General features: G+C 70.9%; 14 protein-coding genes. 7 read left to right on the forward strand and 7 right to left on the reverse strand.

From position 1 onward, the window contains the following. Nucleotides 1-13 precede the first annotated feature (13 nt). A complete protein-coding gene (locus tag J7520_RS02440) occupies nucleotides 14-679 on the forward strand; it encodes a thiopurine S-methyltransferase (RefSeq protein WP_291183422.1) in 666 nt (221 codons plus the stop codon). Here the strand turns inward: J7520_RS02440 and J7520_RS02445 are convergent. Then, nucleotides 676-1,212 (reverse strand): gamma carbonic anhydrase family protein, encoded by a 537-nt coding sequence (locus J7520_RS02445; protein ID WP_291183425.1) that lies wholly within the window; start codon nucleotides 1,210-1,212, stop codon nucleotides 676-678. The two genes, J7520_RS02440 and J7520_RS02445, sit on opposite strands and share 4 nt — an antisense overlap. Before the next feature lie 45 nt (nucleotides 1,213-1,257). Beyond that, entirely contained in the window at nucleotides 1,258-2,058 is an 801-nt protein-coding gene (locus J7520_RS02450; protein ID WP_291183429.1) for a helix-turn-helix transcriptional regulator, read from the reverse strand. Between the two features lie 190 nt (nucleotides 2,059-2,248). On the opposite strand from J7520_RS02450, the gene J7520_RS02455 reads away from it, so the two are divergent. From J7520_RS02455 to J7520_RS02470, 4 genes are all read left to right on the forward strand, one after another. Next, nucleotides 2,249-3,220 carry an alpha/beta hydrolase gene (locus J7520_RS02455; protein ID WP_291183432.1) on the forward strand — a complete coding sequence of 324 codons (972 nt, stop codon included), beginning with the start codon at nucleotides 2,249-2,251 and terminating at the stop codon, nucleotides 3,218-3,220. 79 nt (nucleotides 3,221-3,299) lie between these two features. Beyond that, nucleotides 3,300-5,360 (forward strand): M3 family metallopeptidase, encoded by a 2,061-nt coding sequence (locus tag J7520_RS02460; RefSeq protein ID WP_291183435.1) that lies wholly within the window; start codon nucleotides 3,300-3,302, stop codon nucleotides 5,358-5,360. A gap of 11 nt (nucleotides 5,361-5,371) precedes the next feature. Further along, nucleotides 5,372-5,914 carry a pseudouridine synthase gene (locus J7520_RS02465; protein ID WP_291183438.1) on the forward strand — a complete coding sequence of 181 codons (543 nt, stop codon included), beginning with the start codon at nucleotides 5,372-5,374 and terminating at the stop codon, nucleotides 5,912-5,914. A 76-nt stretch (nucleotides 5,915-5,990) separates the two neighbouring features. After that, on the forward strand, nucleotides 5,991-6,734 hold the full coding sequence (locus J7520_RS02470) for a class I SAM-dependent methyltransferase (RefSeq protein WP_291183441.1): 744 nt from the start codon (nucleotides 5,991-5,993) through the stop codon (nucleotides 6,732-6,734). An 8-nt stretch (nucleotides 6,735-6,742) separates the two neighbouring features. Here the strand turns inward: J7520_RS02470 and J7520_RS02475 are convergent, their stop codons facing one another. Then, nucleotides 6,743-7,450, reverse strand: a complete 708-nt coding sequence (locus J7520_RS02475; protein ID WP_291183444.1) for a winged helix-turn-helix domain-containing protein — start codon at nucleotides 7,448-7,450, stop codon at nucleotides 6,743-6,745. Nucleotides 7,451-7,532: 82 nt separating this feature from the next. On the opposite strand from J7520_RS02475, the gene J7520_RS02480 reads away from it, so the two are divergent. Together J7520_RS02480 and J7520_RS02485 are read left to right on the forward strand one after the other, a co-directional pair. Continuing rightward, entirely contained in the window at nucleotides 7,533-8,165 is a 633-nt protein-coding gene (locus J7520_RS02480; RefSeq protein ID WP_291183446.1) for a flavin reductase, read from the forward strand. A gap of 38 nt (nucleotides 8,166-8,203) precedes the next feature. After that, nucleotides 8,204-9,106 carry a DMT family transporter gene (locus J7520_RS02485; protein WP_291183449.1) on the forward strand — a complete coding sequence of 301 codons (903 nt, stop codon included), beginning with the start codon at nucleotides 8,204-8,206 and terminating at the stop codon, nucleotides 9,104-9,106. A gap of 196 nt (nucleotides 9,107-9,302) precedes the next feature. On the opposite strand, the gene J7520_RS02490 is transcribed toward J7520_RS02485, so the two are convergent. From J7520_RS02490 to hrpB, 4 genes are all read right to left on the reverse strand, one after another. Continuing rightward, on the reverse strand, nucleotides 9,303-10,007 hold the full coding sequence (locus J7520_RS02490) for a DUF3060 domain-containing protein (RefSeq protein WP_291183452.1): 705 nt from the start codon (nucleotides 10,005-10,007) through the stop codon (nucleotides 9,303-9,305). A 146-nt stretch (nucleotides 10,008-10,153) separates the two neighbouring features. Further along, nucleotides 10,154-11,218 carry a peptidoglycan -binding protein gene (locus J7520_RS02495; RefSeq protein ID WP_291183454.1) on the reverse strand — a complete coding sequence of 355 codons (1,065 nt, stop codon included), beginning with the start codon at nucleotides 11,216-11,218 and terminating at the stop codon, nucleotides 10,154-10,156. Then, the gene (locus J7520_RS02500) at nucleotides 11,215-12,318 is read right to left on the reverse strand and encodes a MotA/TolQ/ExbB proton channel family protein (protein WP_291183457.1); all 1,104 of its coding nucleotides are present in this window, start codon (nucleotides 12,316-12,318) and stop codon (nucleotides 11,215-11,217) included. The genes J7520_RS02495 and J7520_RS02500 overlap by 4 nt, the downstream gene beginning before the upstream one ends. A gap of 224 nt (nucleotides 12,319-12,542) precedes the next feature. Then, complete coding sequence (gene hrpB, locus J7520_RS02505; RefSeq protein ID WP_291183460.1) at nucleotides 12,543-15,089, reverse strand: ATP-dependent helicase HrpB; 2,547 nt, start codon at nucleotides 15,087-15,089, stop codon at nucleotides 12,543-12,545. Nucleotides 15,090-15,158 lie beyond the last annotated feature (69 nt).

Here is a 15,158-nt window from a genome sequence, read left to right on the forward strand (position 1 = left end):
TCAGGAGATGACGATGGAAGCGGAGTTCTGGCTGCAACGCTGGCGCGAGAACCAGATCGGTTTCCACCAGACGCGCACGACGCCGTCGCTGGAACGCTACTGGAGCACGCTCGAGCTGCCGCGCGGCAGCCGTGTATTCGTGCCGCTGGCCGGCAAGTCGCTGGACCTGCTTTGGCTCGCCGCGCGAGGGCATCGCGTGCTCGGCATCGAACTCTCGGCGCTGGCGGTCGAGCAGTTCTTCGCCGAGAACGAGCTGACGCCGGCGATCCACCACTCGCGCTACGGCCGGCACCACCTCGCAGGTCCGATCGAGCTGATCCAGGGCGACGCGTTCGCGCTCGACGAAGCGGCGCTGGCCGACTGCACCGGCGTGTACGACCGCGCCGCGCTGATCGCGCTGCCGCCGGCGACGCGCGCCCGCTACGTCGGCGAGCTCTACGCGCGCCTGCCGCCGGGCTGCCGCGGACTGCTGATCACGCTGGAATATCCGCAGCCGCAGAAGAAGGGGCCGCCGTTCTCGGTCGAGGAAGACGAGGTGCGCGCGCTGTACGAGCCGCGCTGGAACGTCGAGCGCTTGGAACGCCGCGACGTATTGGCCGAGGAGCCGCGCTTCGTCGCGGAAGGCCTCAGCGCGCTGACCAGCGCGGTGTATCGCCTGCGGGGCAGGTCTTCCGGCTAGGCGGACTGCGCCAGGTACCGGTTCTTCAGCTTCACGTACTGCCGCGCGGAGTAGTACAGCTTGTCGATCTCTTCCGTCGACAGCTGGCGCACGCAACGCGCCGGATTGCCGATCCACAGCTCGCCTTCGCCGACGATCTTGCCGGGCGGCACCAGCGCGCCGGCGCCGATCATCGCGTGGCGCTGCACGACGGCGCCGTCGAGCACGGTGGCGTGCATGCCGATCAGGCAGGCGTCGCCGACCGTGCAGGCGTGCAGGATCGCGCCGTGGCCGATGGTGACGTCGGCGCCGACGAGCAGCGGGAAGCCGCCCGGCGTGTACGGTCCGTCGTGGGTGACGTGCAGCACGGCACCGTCCTGCACGTTGGTGCGCGCGCCGATGCGGATGCGGTGCACGTCGCCGCGCGCCACCGCGCAGGGCCAGAACGAGGCGTCCTCGCCGATCTCGACGTCGCCGATCACGACCGCGCTCGGATCGACGTAGGCGTTCGCGCCGATGCGCGGAAGAAGATGGTCGTACGGTCGGATGTTCATCGACGAGGGGGCGGAGTCGGCGCCCAAGCGTAGCAGGCGTGACGCTCAGGGATCCGACGACGCGAGTTCGCGACACAGCGCCGCGGTCGCCTCGTCTTCGGCGAAGCAGCTCTCGATGCGCATTTCGTCCAGCGTGACGTCGCGTGGCGTGGCGAAGGTGGTGATGGTGGAGAAGAAGCGCAGCTCGCGGCCGTGCTTGCGGAACACCACGCCGAGCAGCGGCGCCGGCGCGGTGTCGAGGTCGCGATGGCGCCAGTGCGCCGGCACGTCCGGATAGGCGAGCACTTCCTCCAGCAGGGCGCGTGCGGCGGCGTCGGCCGGTGCGGCGCGCACGGTGGCGTGCAGATGGCGCATCAGCGAGCCGGCGACCTCGTTCCAGTTCGCCACCGCACCGCGCAAGTCGGCCGGATCGAAGAAATGCCGCAGCATGTTCCGATGCGGACTGTCGCGGCCGTCGAGCAGGAAGCGGTTGACGCGCAGCGCGGCGCGGTTGGCGCCGAGGATGTTCCAGCGCCGGTCGATCAGGAACGCCGGGTACGGTTCCTGCTGCGCGAGCAGCAGGTCGATCGCGCGGCGGATCTGCGCCAGCGCCGGCTGGTCGAGCGAACGTTCGGCGTACTGCGGCGCATAGCCGGCCGCGACCAGCAGCTCGTTGCGCTCGCGCAGCGGCAGTTCGAGCGCGTCGGCGAGACGCGCGACCGCTTCGCGGCTCGGCTGCGACTTGCCGGTCTCGACGTAGCTCAGGTGCCGGCTCGACAGACCGGCTTCGAGCGCGAGATCGAGCTGGCTGAGGCGCCGCGCCGCGCGCCATTCGCGCAGCAATACGCCGATCTGGGGCATGGACATCGAGGGCGGCGCCGGAAGGAAAACGCGTCGAGCATAGCCGTCCGTTCCCGCCGCAGCCATGCGCGCCTGCCACGGCAGCGGACGCCAGGCGATGACCTCGGAGGTCATGGCGCGATGACCCGCCGCGTCATTGCCGGTCGATGCGGCGGGGCGGAGCATCGCCGCACCTTTCCCGCATCAGGATTCGTCCATGCATCGTCGACGTTTTCTCGCTCTGGCTGCCGCCGGCGTCGCGGCCGGCGCCGCCGCTTCGTTCGGTTCGCAGGCGGCGACGGCCGCGGAGGCACCGCTCGACGCGGCGGCGTTCGCCGCCGCGCGCCGCTTCGTGCGCACCGCGTTCGGCCACATCGCCTACGTCGAGCGCGGCGAGGGTGCTGCTGCGCTGTTCCTGCACGGCTTCCCGTTGAACGGCTTCCAGTGGCGCGGCGCGTTGCCGCGGCTCGCCCGCCATCGCCGTTGCATCGCGCCGGATTTCCTGTCGCTCGGGCATACCGAGGCGGCTGCGGGCCAGGACGTCGGTCCGCAGGCCCAGGCGGCGATGCTGATCGCGCTGCTCGACGCCTTGAAGATCGGCGCGGTCGACCTGGTCGCCAACGACAGCGGCAGCCAGGTGGCGCAGCTGCTGGTCGCGCGTCATCCCGAGCGCGTGCGCACGCTGCTGCTGACCAACGGCGACACCGAGATCGACAGTCCGCCGGCCGCGCTGGCGCCGGTGATCGAGCTGTCCAAGGCCGGGCGCTACTGCGACGAATGGCTGGCGCCGTGGCGGGCCGACACGGCGCTCGCGCGTTCGCCGCACGGCATCGGCGGCATGTGCTATGCCGATCCGGCGCATCCGACCGACGAGGCGATCGAAACCTACTTCGCGCCGATCCTGGCCACGCCGCAGCGCAAGGCGCTGATGCACGCCTATGCGATCGCGCTCGAGCACAACCCGTTGCTCGGCATCCAGTCGGCATTGAAGCGCAGCACGATTCCGACGCGGATCGTCTGGGGCACCGCCGACACGATCTTCTCGGCCGATAGTCCGGACTACCTCGCCCGAAGCTTCGGCGCCTCGCGCGGCGTGCGGCGGCTCCAGGGCGCCCGGCTGTTCTGGCCGGAAGAGCGCCCCGACGTGATCGTCGAGGAAGCGCGCCGGCTCTGGGGCGTCGCCGCCTGAGCGGTCGAACGCGGCGGCGCGCTTGATTTCGCCGCCGCCGTGCGCCACGTTGGCGGTTCGTTCCGCACGCCTTCTTCTCATGGATCACGCCAACCCCCTGCTCGCGGCGCACGGCCTGCCGCGCTTTTCCGCCATCCGCCCCGAACACGTCGAGCCCGCGATCGACGCGCTGCTCGCCGACTACCGCACGCGCATCGACGCGTTGCTCGCCTCCGACGCGCCGCGCGACTTCGCCGGCGTCGTGCTGCTCGGCGAGGAGCTCGAGGACCGCCTCAACCGCGCCTGGGCGCCGGTATCTCATCTGCACGGCGTCGCCGACAGCGAGGCGCTGCGCAAGGCCTATGCGGCGGCGCAGGAGAAGATCGTCGAGCACGCCAGCGAACTCGGCCAGAACCGCGCGCTGTATGCGGCGGTGAAGGCGGTCGACGACGCGCCGGCGACGAAGGGCCTGCCGCGCGCCGCGCGCACCCTGGTCGAGCACGAACTGCGCGACTTCAAGCTCGCCGGCGTCGCGCTGGAAGAGCCGGCGCGCTCGCGCTTCCGCGAGATCGAGAACGAGCTGGCCAGGCTCGCCACCGAGTTCGAGGAGGCCGTGCTCGATGCGACCGACGCCTGGAGCGAGACGCTGAGCGACGAGGCGCAGCTGGCCGGCATCCCCGCCTCCGGCCGCGCCGTGCTGCGCGCTTACGCGGAGGAGAAGCAACAGGACGGCTGGCGGGTCACGCTGAAGCAGCCGAGCGTGCAGGCGGTGCTGACCTACGCCGACGACCGCGCCCTGCGCGAGCGCGTCTACACGGCCTACCAGACGCGCGCGTCGGACCAGGGGCCGACCGCCGGCACGTTCGACAACTCCGCGCGCATCGAGAAGATCCTCGCCCTGCGCCACGAGGCCGCGCAGCTGCTCGGCTTCCGCGACGCCTCCGAGGAATCGCTGACGACCAATATGGCGCCGTCGCCGGAAACCGTATTCGCGTTCCTGTACGACCTCGCCGCGCGCGCCAAGCCGGTCGCGATGCGCGAGCTGGCCGAGTTGCGCGCGTTCGCCGCGGACGAACTCGGCATCGCCGACCTGCAGCCGTGGGACGTCGGCTACGCCGCCGAGAAGCTGCGCGAGAAGAAGTACGCGCTGAACGAGGAAGAGCTGAAGCCGTACTTCGCGCTCGACGCCGTCCTCGACGGCTTCTTCGAGATCGTGCGGCGCGTGTTCGGCGTTTCTCTGCGCGTGCGCGAGGACGTCGACGTCTGGCATCCGGACGTGCGCTACTACGATCTGCTCGACGCGACCGGCCGTGTCTTCGCCGGCGCCTACGTGGACCTGTACGCGCGCAGCGGCAAGCGCGGCGGCGCGTGGATGGACGTATGCGTGAACCGCTTCGTGCGCGCCGACGACGGCGGCACGCAGCTGCCGGTCGCTTTCCTGACCTGCAACTTCGCGCCGCCGACCAGGGAAACGCCGTCGCTGCTGACCCACGACGACGTGCTGACCCTGTTCCACGAGTTCGGCCACGGCCTGCATCACCTGCTGACCGAGGTCGACTATCCCGGCGTTGCCGGCATCAGCGGCGTGGAATGGGATGCGGTCGAGCTGCCGAGCCAGTTCATGGAGAACTTCGGCTGGCAGCGCGAGGCGCTCGACCTGTTCGCGCGCCATTGGCAGACCGGCGAGAAACTGCCCGACGAGCTGTTCGCGCGCATGCAGGCGGCGCGGCACTTCCAGGCCGGCATGTTCCTCGTGCGCCAGCTCGAATTCGGCCTGTTCGACTTCCGCATCCACCGCGAATTCGATCCCGCGCGCGGCGCGCGCGCGCTGGAGATCCTGCGCGAGGTGCGCGAGGAAGTCGCCGTGATCCGGCCGCCGGAATGGCAGCGCTTCCCGCACGCGTTCACGCACATCTTCGCGGGTGGCTACGCGGCCGGCTACTACAGCTATCTGTGGGCGGAGGTGCTGTCGGCCGACGCGTTCGAGCGCTTCGAGCAGGCCGGCGTATTCGACCGCGCCACCGGTGAGGCGTATCGCAAGTCGATCCTCGCCGTCGGCGGCTCTCGACCGGCGCTGGAGAGCTTCGTCGAGTTCCGCGGGCGCGAGCCGAAGCCGGACGCGCTGCTGCGCAGCTACGGTCTGCTCGACGAGCGGAACTGATCCGGCGCGCCGTGCTGGTCCTGCTCAACAAGCCGTACGGCGTGCTGTGCCAGTTCACCGACCGCAGCACGCCGCCTCGGCGCACGCTGGCCGAGTTTGTGCGTGAAACGGACGTCTATCCGGCCGGACGGCTGGACTACGACAGCGAAGGCCTGCTCGTGCTGACCGACGACGGTGCGCTGGCGCATCGGCTGACCGATCCGCACCACAAGCTCGCCAAGACCTATCTGGTGCAGGTCGAAGGCACACCGACGGAAGCGGCGCTGGAAGCGCTGCGCCGCGGTGTCGAGCTCAACGACGGCCGCACGCGCCCGGCCGGGGCGGAGGCGCTGGCCGCGCCGCCGCAGTGGCTTTGGCCGCGCGATCCGCCGGTACGCTTCCGCAAGAGTGTGCCGGATGCCTGGCTGCGGCTGACGCTTCGCGAAGGCCGCAACCGCCAGGTGCGCCGCATGACCGCGGCGGTCGGGCTGCCGACGCTGCGCCTGATTCGCGAACGCATCGGCGACCACGAACTCGGCGACCTGCTTCCGGGCCAGTCGCGTCAGCTCGCCTGAGATCGGGAATTGCCGAAAAGTGCGGTCATGGACGGCCGCTCTTGATTTTGCCGATCGTGAATGGTCGCATGTGCCGATGACGTTCAAGGATTTGTTCTCCGGCCATTCCGAGGTCTACCAGGCCGCGCGCCCCACCTATCCGGCGGCGCTGTTCGACTGGCTGGCTGCACAGGCCCCGGCGCGCGATCTGGTCTGGGACGTCGGCTGCGGCAACGGCCAGGCGAGCACCGCCTTGGCCGCGCGTTTCGCGCGCGTGCACGCCAGCGACCCGAGCGCGCAGCAGATCGCCAATGCCGAGGCTCGGCCGAACATCGACTACCGCGTCGAGCCGGCCGAGCGATGCAGCCTCGCCGACGCCGGCGCCGACCTCGTCACCGTCGCGCAGGCGATGCACTGGTTCGACCTGCCGCGCTTCCACGCCGAGGTCCGCCGCGTGCTGAAGCCGCGCGGCGTGTTCGCCGCCTGGACCTATGCCGACTGCCGCGTCGACACCGCCGTCGATGCGGTCAAGCAGCGCCTCTACGTCGACCTGACCGGTCCGTACTGGCAGCCCGAGCGCGTGCACGTCGAGAACGGCTATCGCGACCTGCCGTTCCCGTTCGAGCCGATCGCAGCGCCGGCGTTCGAGATGGTGATGCGCTGGAACGCCGCGCAGTTCCTCGCGTATCTGCGTTCGTGGTCCGGCACGCAGGGCTATCTCAAGGCACACGGCGTCGATCCGGTGACGTTGATCGAACCCGACCTGCTCGTCGCGTGGGGCGATCCATCGAGCCTGCGCGAGGTGCGCTGGGACTTCCACCTGCGCTGCGGAAGGGTCTGAGCCGCGCTTCAGTGCGGCGGCGTGCGAAGGTCGATCCGCAGCGCACGCAGGCCGGCGCGGCCGGTCGCGCTCAGCGCCAGCGAACGCGATCCCTCGACGCGGCGCAGCCAGCGCCGTTCCAGCAGGCGCCGCGTCAGTTCGCAGCCGAGCGCGCCGGCGAGATGGAAACGCCGCTCGGTCCAGTCCAGGCAGCTACGTCCGCGCAGCCGCTCCAGATCCTCGTCGGCGCCGAGCAGGCCGACTTCGCGCAGGCGCGCGGCGCCTTGCCGCGTCAGGCTCAGCGAATCGGCTTCCAGCTGCACGTCGCGCGCATCGCGCAGACGCTCGAACAGCGCCACGCCGAGGCGGCCGGCGAGGTGGCCGTAGCAGGTGCGCGCGTACGCCAGCGCCGGTTCCGCCTGCGCGACGCGCGTCGCCTGGCGCGGGCCGGAGCGCAGCACGACCAGGGTCTCGAGCAGGTGCGCGACCTCGTCGCCGGCGAGCCGGTAGTAGCGATGGCGGCCCTGCGCGAGCACCGTGAGCAGCCCGCCTTCGACGAGCTTGCGCAGGTGTTCGCTCGCAGTCGGTGCGGCGACGCCGGCGAGCGTCGCGAGTTCGGTCGCCGGCCGCGCGCTGCCGTCGATCAGCGCGAGCAGGATCGCCGCGCGCGCCGGATCGACGAAGAGGCCGCCGAGCTCGGCGAGCTGGAACTGCGTGAGCGGACTCGCGGACGACATGGACGCAGCCTAGCGCGGTCCGCCGGCGCACGCTTCGTCGCGCGACGAAGCGGCGCCGTCCGCAGCGCCCGACAATCGCCGCATGACCTCGCCTCCGCCGTCCATCCGCATCCGTCCGAGCATCCTCTATTTCGGCACGCCGGTGCTGCTGATCACCAGCCGCAATCCCGACGGCGGCACGAACATCACGCCGATGTCGTCCGCCTGGGCGCTGGCCGACCGCGTCGTGCTCGGCCTGACCGGCGGCGGCCAGGGATTGGCGAACCTCGAACGCGAGCGGGAGGCCGTGCTGAACGTCGCCGCGCCGGCCTTGTGGTCCGCGATCGAGGCGATCGCGCGGGCCACCGGCCGCGACCCGGTGCCGGCCTGGAAAAGCGAGGTCGGCTACCGCCATGTGCCGGACAAGTTCGCCGCCGCCGGACTGACGCCCTGCGCCTCGACGCAGGTGAAGCCGCCGCGCATCGCCGAATGTCCCCTGCAGCTGGAGGCGCGGGTGGTCGAGGTCCGCCGCCGCGACCTCGCCGCGTGGCGCGCGGACGCCGGGCATTTCGCGGTCGTCGAGACCGAGGTCGTCGCCGTGCACGCGCACGCCGACGTCGTCGTGCCCGGCAGCGATCACGTCGATCCGACGCGCTTCGACCCTTTGCTTTACGTTTTCCGCCACTATGTCGCCGGGGGCGAGCGCCTCGGCCGGACATTCAAGGCCGAAGTCTGAGCGCAGCTTCCGTCCCGATTCCTTCGAGCGAGCGAACGATGGCCGATCCGACCGTTGGCGATGCGACTGCCCCTTCCGTCGACTGGCGCACGCCGCTGGAACTGACCCTGCTCGGCGCGATCTGGGGCGGCTCGTTCCTGTTCATGCGCGTCGCCGCGAAGGACTTCGGCGCGTTCGCGCTGGTGGAAGTGCGCATCGTGCTCGGCGCGCTGGTGCTGCTGCCGTTCCTGTGGCGCGCGCGGCGGCTGATCACTGCCGCCCACTGGCGCCGTTTCGCGATGATCGGTGCGCTGAACTCGGCGATTCCGTTCTCGCTGTTCGCCTGGGCCGCCGCGCGCGCGCCGGCCGGCATCGGCGCGATCGCCAACAGCACGACGGTGCTGTTCACCGCGCTGGTCGCGTTCTTCATCTACGGCGATCGCATCGGCACGCGGCGCGCGATCGCCCTGGTCACCGGCTTCCTCGGCGTGGTCGTGCTCGCCAGCGGCAAGATCGAAGGCGAGAGCATCGGCGCAGCGGCGCTCGCCGGCACGCTGGCCTCGGTGTGCTACGGCTTCGCGGTGAACTTCACCAAGCACTGGCTCGCCGGCATCCCGCCGTCGGCCGCGGTCGCCGGCACGCTGAGCTGCTCCGCCGTGATGCTCGCGCCCCTCGCGTTCTTCACCTGGCCGGAAACCTCGCCGCCGCTGAAATCCTGGCTCGCCGCCGGCGCGCTCGGCGTGCTCTGCACCGGCATCGCCTACGCGCTGTTCTTCCAGCTGATCCAGCGCGTCAGCGCCTCGCGCGCGTCGACCAACACCTACCTCGTGCCGCTGTTCGGCGTCGGCTGGGCCTGGCTGCTGCTCGGCGAGCAGCCGACCTGGACGATGCTGGTCGCCGGTGCGCTGATTCTCGGCAGTGTGGTGGTGAGTCAGCGCGAAGTGGCGGCGGCGCCGCGCTGAGGCTGGAGTCTCGCCAGGCGATCGGTCGATGCGTGCGGCTTCAACGGTGCCGAGGCAGGACGCTTCGGCGCGCACGCGTCGGCGGTTTCCTTTTCCGCATGCTCGCTTCAATGCGGCCGAGGTTGCTGGCTTCGGACCTTCCGCACGGCGCGTCCTCCGTCGGATTGGCGCCTTGGTCGCTTCACGGATGCCGACGCTACGGCTTCTTCGCCAACCGATTGCCTGATCCGGTCTGATTCAATCGCGGCTGCGCGCCCCGGCTCCAGAACACTTGGTTGCCGACGCCGGTGACATTGATGATTCCCAAGGCCTCGGCGTGCACCGTGTTGTCGGAGCCGTACACATTCACGGTGTCGCAGTCGCCACGCAGGTCGATGCGGTTGCCCGAGCCGGTCAGGTTGACGACGTCGTCGCCGGCGCAGTCGTACTCGAAGCTCTGGTCGCTGCCGGTCATCTGCGGGCTGCCGCCGCTGCGGCGCGGCGCCGGGTCGGCGTCGCTCGCGACGGAGGAGGACGCCGCGACGGCAGGCGCGGCTTGCGTGCCCAAGGACATCGCGGCGTTCTGGCGCAGGAAACTGCCGGCGCCGTTCATGCGCGTCACGAGCGGTGCGCGGCCGTCGATGGAGCGCTGCCATTGGACCGCGTTGCCGGAGCCGTCGATGGAAACCTCGCCGACGCTCTCGACGCGCACGTCGTTGTCCGCGCCGTTCACGTGCACGGCGGCGCAGGTGCCGGTGATCGTCGCCTGGGCGCCGGCGGCGTTGATCTCGACGGTGTCGCCGGCGGCGCAATGCAGGGCGACTACGCCTTGAGCCGATTCGACGACGTGCCGCTTCGCCTGTGCCGCGACGCAGGCGAAGCAGAGCAGCAGGCTGCCGCCGAGGATCATGGAATGACGCATGCTCGAATCTCCTTGGACGCTACGGTGGCGAAGTACCACGGCTTCCGGTCCGATACGTGAAGTGCGCGTTCGCCGCGCACCGCGGTACGACTGGGGAAACCACCGATGGTGGATGCGGGGCCGATTCGCTACGTACAGCGCGTGCGTCAGCGATTGGTGAGCTGGATCTCGATGCGCCGGTTCTTCGCGTACGCTTCCGGCGTATCGGCGTTGTCGAGCGGCTGGAACGAGCCGAAGCCGTTCGCCGACACGCGATGCGCGGGGATGCCCTGCACGACGAGGTACTTCACGATCGCCACCGCGCGGGCGCTGGACAGCTCCCAGTTCGACGGGAAGCGCGGCGTGTTGATCGGGCGCTTGTCGGTGTGGCCGTCGATGCGCAGCACCCAGTCGATGCCGGACGGAATTTCGGCGGCGACTTCCTTGACGGTCTGCGCCAGCGTCGCCAGGCGATCCTGCGCCTCTTCGCCGAGATCGGCCGAGCCGGAGTCGAACAGGATGTCGGTCGGCAGCACGAAGCGGTCGCCGACGATGCGCACGTCGCCGCGCTCGCCGAGCGCGGCGCGCAGCTTGCCGAAGAATTCCGAGCGATAGCGTTCCAGTTCGCCGACGCGGTTGGCGAGCGCGACATTGAGCTGCTTGCCGAGGTCGGCGATCTTCGCGTCCTTCGCCTCGACGTCCTTGTTCGCGATGTCGAGCGCGGCCTGGATCTTGCCGAGCTGCTCGTTCAGCGCGGCGAGCTGGCGATTGAGCAATTCCACCTGTGCGCTGGCGGCGGAGGTCAGGTCGGTCTGCTTGACCAGGTCCTGCTTGGAGGAGTCCAGTTGCGCGGCCATGCTCGCGACCTGCGCTTCGAGCTGCTGCTTCAGCGCGGTGAGTGCGGCGATGTCGGCGTTGAGCTTGGCCGCTTCGCTGGTCGCCGCGTCGCGTTCGCCGCTGATCGTGCCGAGCGAGGCGGCGAGTTCCTTGGCGCGCGCGTCGAGCGCGAGTTTCTGCTCCTCCGACAAGGACAGCGTCTTCGCCAGTTCGGCGACCTTCGCGTTCAGCGCGTCGAGCGCGCGGTTCTTGCCGGCCAGGGTGTCGCTGAGCACGAACTGGCCGATCGCGAAGATCAGCAGCACGAAGATCATGACCATGATCAGCGAGGTCAGCGCGTCGACGAAGCCGGGCCAGATGTCGAACGCACGGCGCCGCCGGATGAGACTGCTCATCGGCGCGGCTCGCGCTCGGCGACCATGCGCTCGGGAGAGGCGGGCGGCGAGCGCGGACGCTGGCCGTCGAGTGCGGCGGCGATCGTGCGCGAGAGCAGGCGCAGTTCGCCGCGCAGCTCGTCGGACAGGCTCGCCGGAGCCTGGTTCTGCGCGGCGAGCTGGCGCAGCACGTTCTTCAATTCGTCCTGCGTCTCGGCGGCGGCGTGGCGCTCGCGCGCGTCGCGGCCGAGCAGGTCGGCGAGGCGGCCGAGCTGCGCGCCGAGTTCGCCGAGCTGCTGGTTGGTGCCGTGGCGTTCGCGCTCGGCTTCGACGATCGCGCGCTGCATGCGGTCCAGGCCATCGGCGGTCTGTTCGAGCAGGGCCTGCACGTAGGCCGGCACCGACGCGTCGGCTTCGAAGCTCGATCCGGACGACAGCCGCGTCATGCCCGACAGCCATTCCTCGACTTCGTTGTAGAAGCGGTTCTGCGCGTGACCGGCCTGCAGGTCGAGGAAGCCGATCACCAGCGAGCTGGCTAGGCCGAACAGCGAGGTCGAGAAGCTGGTCGACATGCCGCCGAGCGGCTCCTTCAGGTTTTCCTTCAGCGCGCCGAACATCGTGACCGCGTCGTTGCCGACATTGAGCGTGCCGATGATGTCGGACACCGAGCGGATCGTGACCAGCAGGCCCCAGAAGGTGCCGAGCAGGCCGAGGAAGATCGCGAGGCCGATCAGGTAGCGCGACAGGTCGCGCGACTCCTCCAGGCGCAACTGCACGCTGTCGAGGATCGTGCGCATCGACGGCGCCGACAACGCGGCGCGCCCGCGTTCGCGGCCGTCGAGCATGCGCGCCATCGGTGCGAGCAGGCGCGGCTTGCCGGGGGCGCGCTGATCGGGGCTCGAGCGCTTGAACGTCTCGATCCAGCTCACTTCGCGCGACAGCACGAAGATCTGCCGCAGATTGACGATGACACCCGTGGCGAGCACGGCGAGGATCACGCTGTTGAAGAACGGATTGGCGGCGAAGATCGCGCCGAGCCGGGTCGCCAGCAGCGCGGCGAGCAGGCCGACCGCGAACAGGAAGGCGAGCATCCAGGGAAGTACGCGTTGCGGGTTGCTCATCGGCGGGCTCGGCTGGAAACATCGGTGTTCGGACCCGCGGATGGTGCCTTGGTTCCGTGGCCTTGCGCGCGGGGTCGCGCAGCGCACTTCATCGCGCGTTCATCGCTGCGGCTCGGCGCGACGGCGCGATGATCGCTGGCCGAGCGTTGCGCTTCGTCGTCCTCCGCGCACGCCCGCGGCGCGGCTTTCCCGCGAGCGAGAGAGCTGACGCCGCCGGGCGCACGTCATTGCCGCGGCTTGGCGCGATGCGTCGGCGTCGCCGTCCACGGATCGTCGGGCCAGGGATGCTTCGGATAGCGGCCCTTCAATTCCTTCTTCACTTCCGGATAGGTGCGTTCCCAGAAGCTCTTCAGGTCCTGCGTGACCTGCACGGGCTTGCCGCCCGGCGAGAGCAGATGCAAGGTCAACGGCACGCGGCCGCCGGCGATGCGCGGGGTGTCGGCGAGGCCGAACAACTCCTGCAGCTTCACGCTGAGCACGGGCGCCGCGTCGGCCGCGTACGCGATGCGGCGTTCGAGGCCGCTCGGCACGGTGATCGCGGTCGGCGCCTGCGCGTCGAGTGCGCGGCGCTGTTCGTAGTCGAGCTGCGCGGCCAGCGCCTGCGAGAGTTCGGTGGCCTGCAAGGCGTCGAGGCGGCGCTTACCGTCGAGGTACGGCGCGAGCCACCGCTCCAGGTCGCGCAGCAGGGCCGTGTCGGAAAAGTCCGGCAGGCCGAGTTCGGGCGACCATGCCCGCAGCGATTGCACGCGCAGGCGCAGCTCGCGCGCAGGTTCGCTCCACGGCAGCGCGTCGAGGCCGAGTTCGCGGATCGCCGCGAGCAGGGCGGGCACGGCGTCTTCGGGCGTGGCCGGTACGGCACGGCGCTCGAGCACGATCGCGTCGAAACGGCGTTCCTCGAACGCCTCGACCGCGCGCGTGTCGCGGTTCCAGCGCACGCGCCGTGCGCGCGCGTAGCGCTGCGGGAAATCGCGTTCGAGCCGCTGCGGATCGAACGGCGCCGCCGCGTAGATCAAGCTGTCGCGTGCTTCGAAACGCAAGTCGACGACCACCAGCCACGGCTCGCCGTACAGCGCGCTCGCTTCGCCGAGCCGCGCGCCGCGGCCGTTGGCGAGCTGGTAGCGGCGCGGATCGTTCGGATCCTGGCGCGCGACGCGATCCGGGAACGCGTGAATCAGGACGTCTCCGGCCGCGGTGCCTTCGGCGAAGGCGCGGCCGTCGCCGGCGTCTTCTCGCTCGGCGCGAATCGGATCGGCGGAACCTGCATTCGCGCGCCGCTTCCAGGCCTCCGCCGCCTGCGCGATCGCGGAAAGCGCAGCGGGGTCGGCACCGAGTTCGCGCGCGCCGGCGCCGCGGCGCGCGCGCCACGCGTGCAACGCGCTCGCGCGCAGGCGGAAGTCGTCGTTGCGCATCGCTTCGCCGCGCAGCGGATTGCGCGCCTCGATCAGCGCGGCCAGGTCGCAGGCGAGCGCGCGTTCGCGCGTCGTCGCGGTGCGCAGCACGGCGGCGCCGAGACGCGGCTGCGCGCCGAGCGCGAGCAGGCGGCGGCCGAAACCAGTGATGCGGTCGTCGCCGTCGAGCGCGCCGAGCGCGCGCAGCAGGTCGCGTGCCTGCGCCAACGCGCCGGACGGCGGCGGATCGAGCCAGCGCAGCGCGTCCGAACCCCAGGCGGCGAGTTCGAGCGCCAGCTGCGACAACTCCACCTGCGCGATTTCCGGTCGGCGCGCGGCCTCCAGGCGGCGGCTCTGAGGCCACAACCGGTAGCAGGCGCCGGGACCGAGGCGGCCGGCGCGGCCGGCGCGCTGATCGGCCGAGGCTTGCGCGACGGCGACCGTGTCGAGCCGCGTGAAGCCGGAGTTCGGATCGAAGCGCGGTTCGCGTGCGAGGCCGAGATCGACCACCGCGCGCACGCCGGGCAGGGTCAGGCTCGATTCGGCGACGTTGGTCGCCAGCACGACGCGGCGCGTGCCGGGTGCGGCCGGCGCCAGCGCCGCGTGCTGATCGGCGAGCGACAGTTCGCCGTGCAAGGCGACCGCCTCGACCTCGTGGCGCCCGTCGCCGGAGGACAGCGCCGCGCGCGCCTGCTCGATCTCGCGGCGGCCGGGCAGAAACGCGAGCACGTCGCCCTCGTTTTCGGCCAGCGCCTGCTCCACCGCACGGCGCAGATGGAACGGCCAGCCACGCTCGGGAAACGCCTCGCCGGCGCGCGCGGGCGGATGCGCGAGGCGCACCGGAAAACTGCGGCCTTCGCTCGCCAGCTGCGGCGCGTCGAACCAGCGTGCGACGCGCTCGCCGTCGAGCGTCGCCGACATCACCACCAGGCGCAGGTCCGGGCGCAGGTTCGCCTGCACGTCGAGCGCGAGCGCGGCGCCGAGGTCGCCGTGCAGGTGGCGCTCGTGGAATTCGTCGAACAGGATCGCGCCGACGCCGGCGAGTTCGGGATCGTCCTGGATCATCCGCGTCAGGATGCCTTCGGTGACCACGACGATGCGCGTCGCCGCTGACGTCTTCGACTCGAAGCGGATGCGGTAGCCGACCGTCGCGCCGACCGCTTCGCCGCGCTGCGCGGCCATGAACTCGGCCGCCGCGCGCGCGGCGATGCGGCGCGGTTCTAGCATCAGGATCGTGCGTCCGCCGAGCCAGTCTTGCGCGAGCAGCGCCGGCGGCACGCGCGTGGTCTTGCCGGCGCCGGGCGGCGCCTCGAGTACCAGCCGTGGGTGCTCGCGCAGCGTGGTCAGGATGCGCGGCAGCAGGGTGTCGATCGGAAAGGACAAGAGGCGTGCGGGCGAGGGAAGCGACGGCGGATTGTCGCTCAGCGGCGCCGTCGCCGGCACAAAAAAAGA

It is taken from the genome of Dokdonella sp. (genome assembly GCF_017744955.1).
Lineage (GTDB): Bacteria > Pseudomonadota > Gammaproteobacteria > Xanthomonadales > Rhodanobacteraceae > Dokdonella_A.

Bases quoted from the DNA above. Each gene is read 5' to 3' on its own strand.
- J7520_RS02440 (WP_291183422.1), top strand. From the start codon at position 14: ATGGAAGCGGAGTTCTGGCTGCAACGCTGGCGCGAGAACCAGATCGGT.
- J7520_RS02445 (WP_291183425.1), bottom strand. From the start codon at position 1,212: ATGAACATCCGACCGTACGACCATCTTCTTCCGCGCATCGGCGCGAAC.
- J7520_RS02450 (WP_291183429.1), bottom strand. From the start codon at position 2,058: ATGTCCATGCCCCAGATCGGCGTATTGCTGCGCGAATGGCGCGCGGCG.
- J7520_RS02455 (WP_291183432.1), top strand. From the start codon at position 2,249: ATGCATCGTCGACGTTTTCTCGCTCTGGCTGCCGCCGGCGTCGCGGCC.
- J7520_RS02460 (WP_291183435.1), top strand. From the start codon at position 3,300: ATGGATCACGCCAACCCCCTGCTCGCGGCGCACGGCCTGCCGCGCTTT.
- J7520_RS02470 (WP_291183441.1), top strand. From the start codon at position 5,991: ATGACGTTCAAGGATTTGTTCTCCGGCCATTCCGAGGTCTACCAGGCC.
- J7520_RS02475 (WP_291183444.1), bottom strand. From the start codon at position 7,450: ATGTCGTCCGCGAGTCCGCTCACGCAGTTCCAGCTCGCCGAGCTCGGC.
- J7520_RS02480 (WP_291183446.1), top strand. From the start codon at position 7,533: ATGACCTCGCCTCCGCCGTCCATCCGCATCCGTCCGAGCATCCTCTAT.
- J7520_RS02485 (WP_291183449.1), top strand. From the start codon at position 8,204: ATGGCCGATCCGACCGTTGGCGATGCGACTGCCCCTTCCGTCGACTGG.
- J7520_RS02490 (WP_291183452.1), bottom strand. From the start codon at position 10,007: ATGCGTCATTCCATGATCCTCGGCGGCAGCCTGCTGCTCTGCTTCGCC.
- J7520_RS02495 (WP_291183454.1), bottom strand. From the start codon at position 11,218: ATGAGCAGTCTCATCCGGCGGCGCCGTGCGTTCGACATCTGGCCCGGC.
- J7520_RS02500 (WP_291183457.1), bottom strand. From the start codon at position 12,318: ATGAGCAACCCGCAACGCGTACTTCCCTGGATGCTCGCCTTCCTGTTC.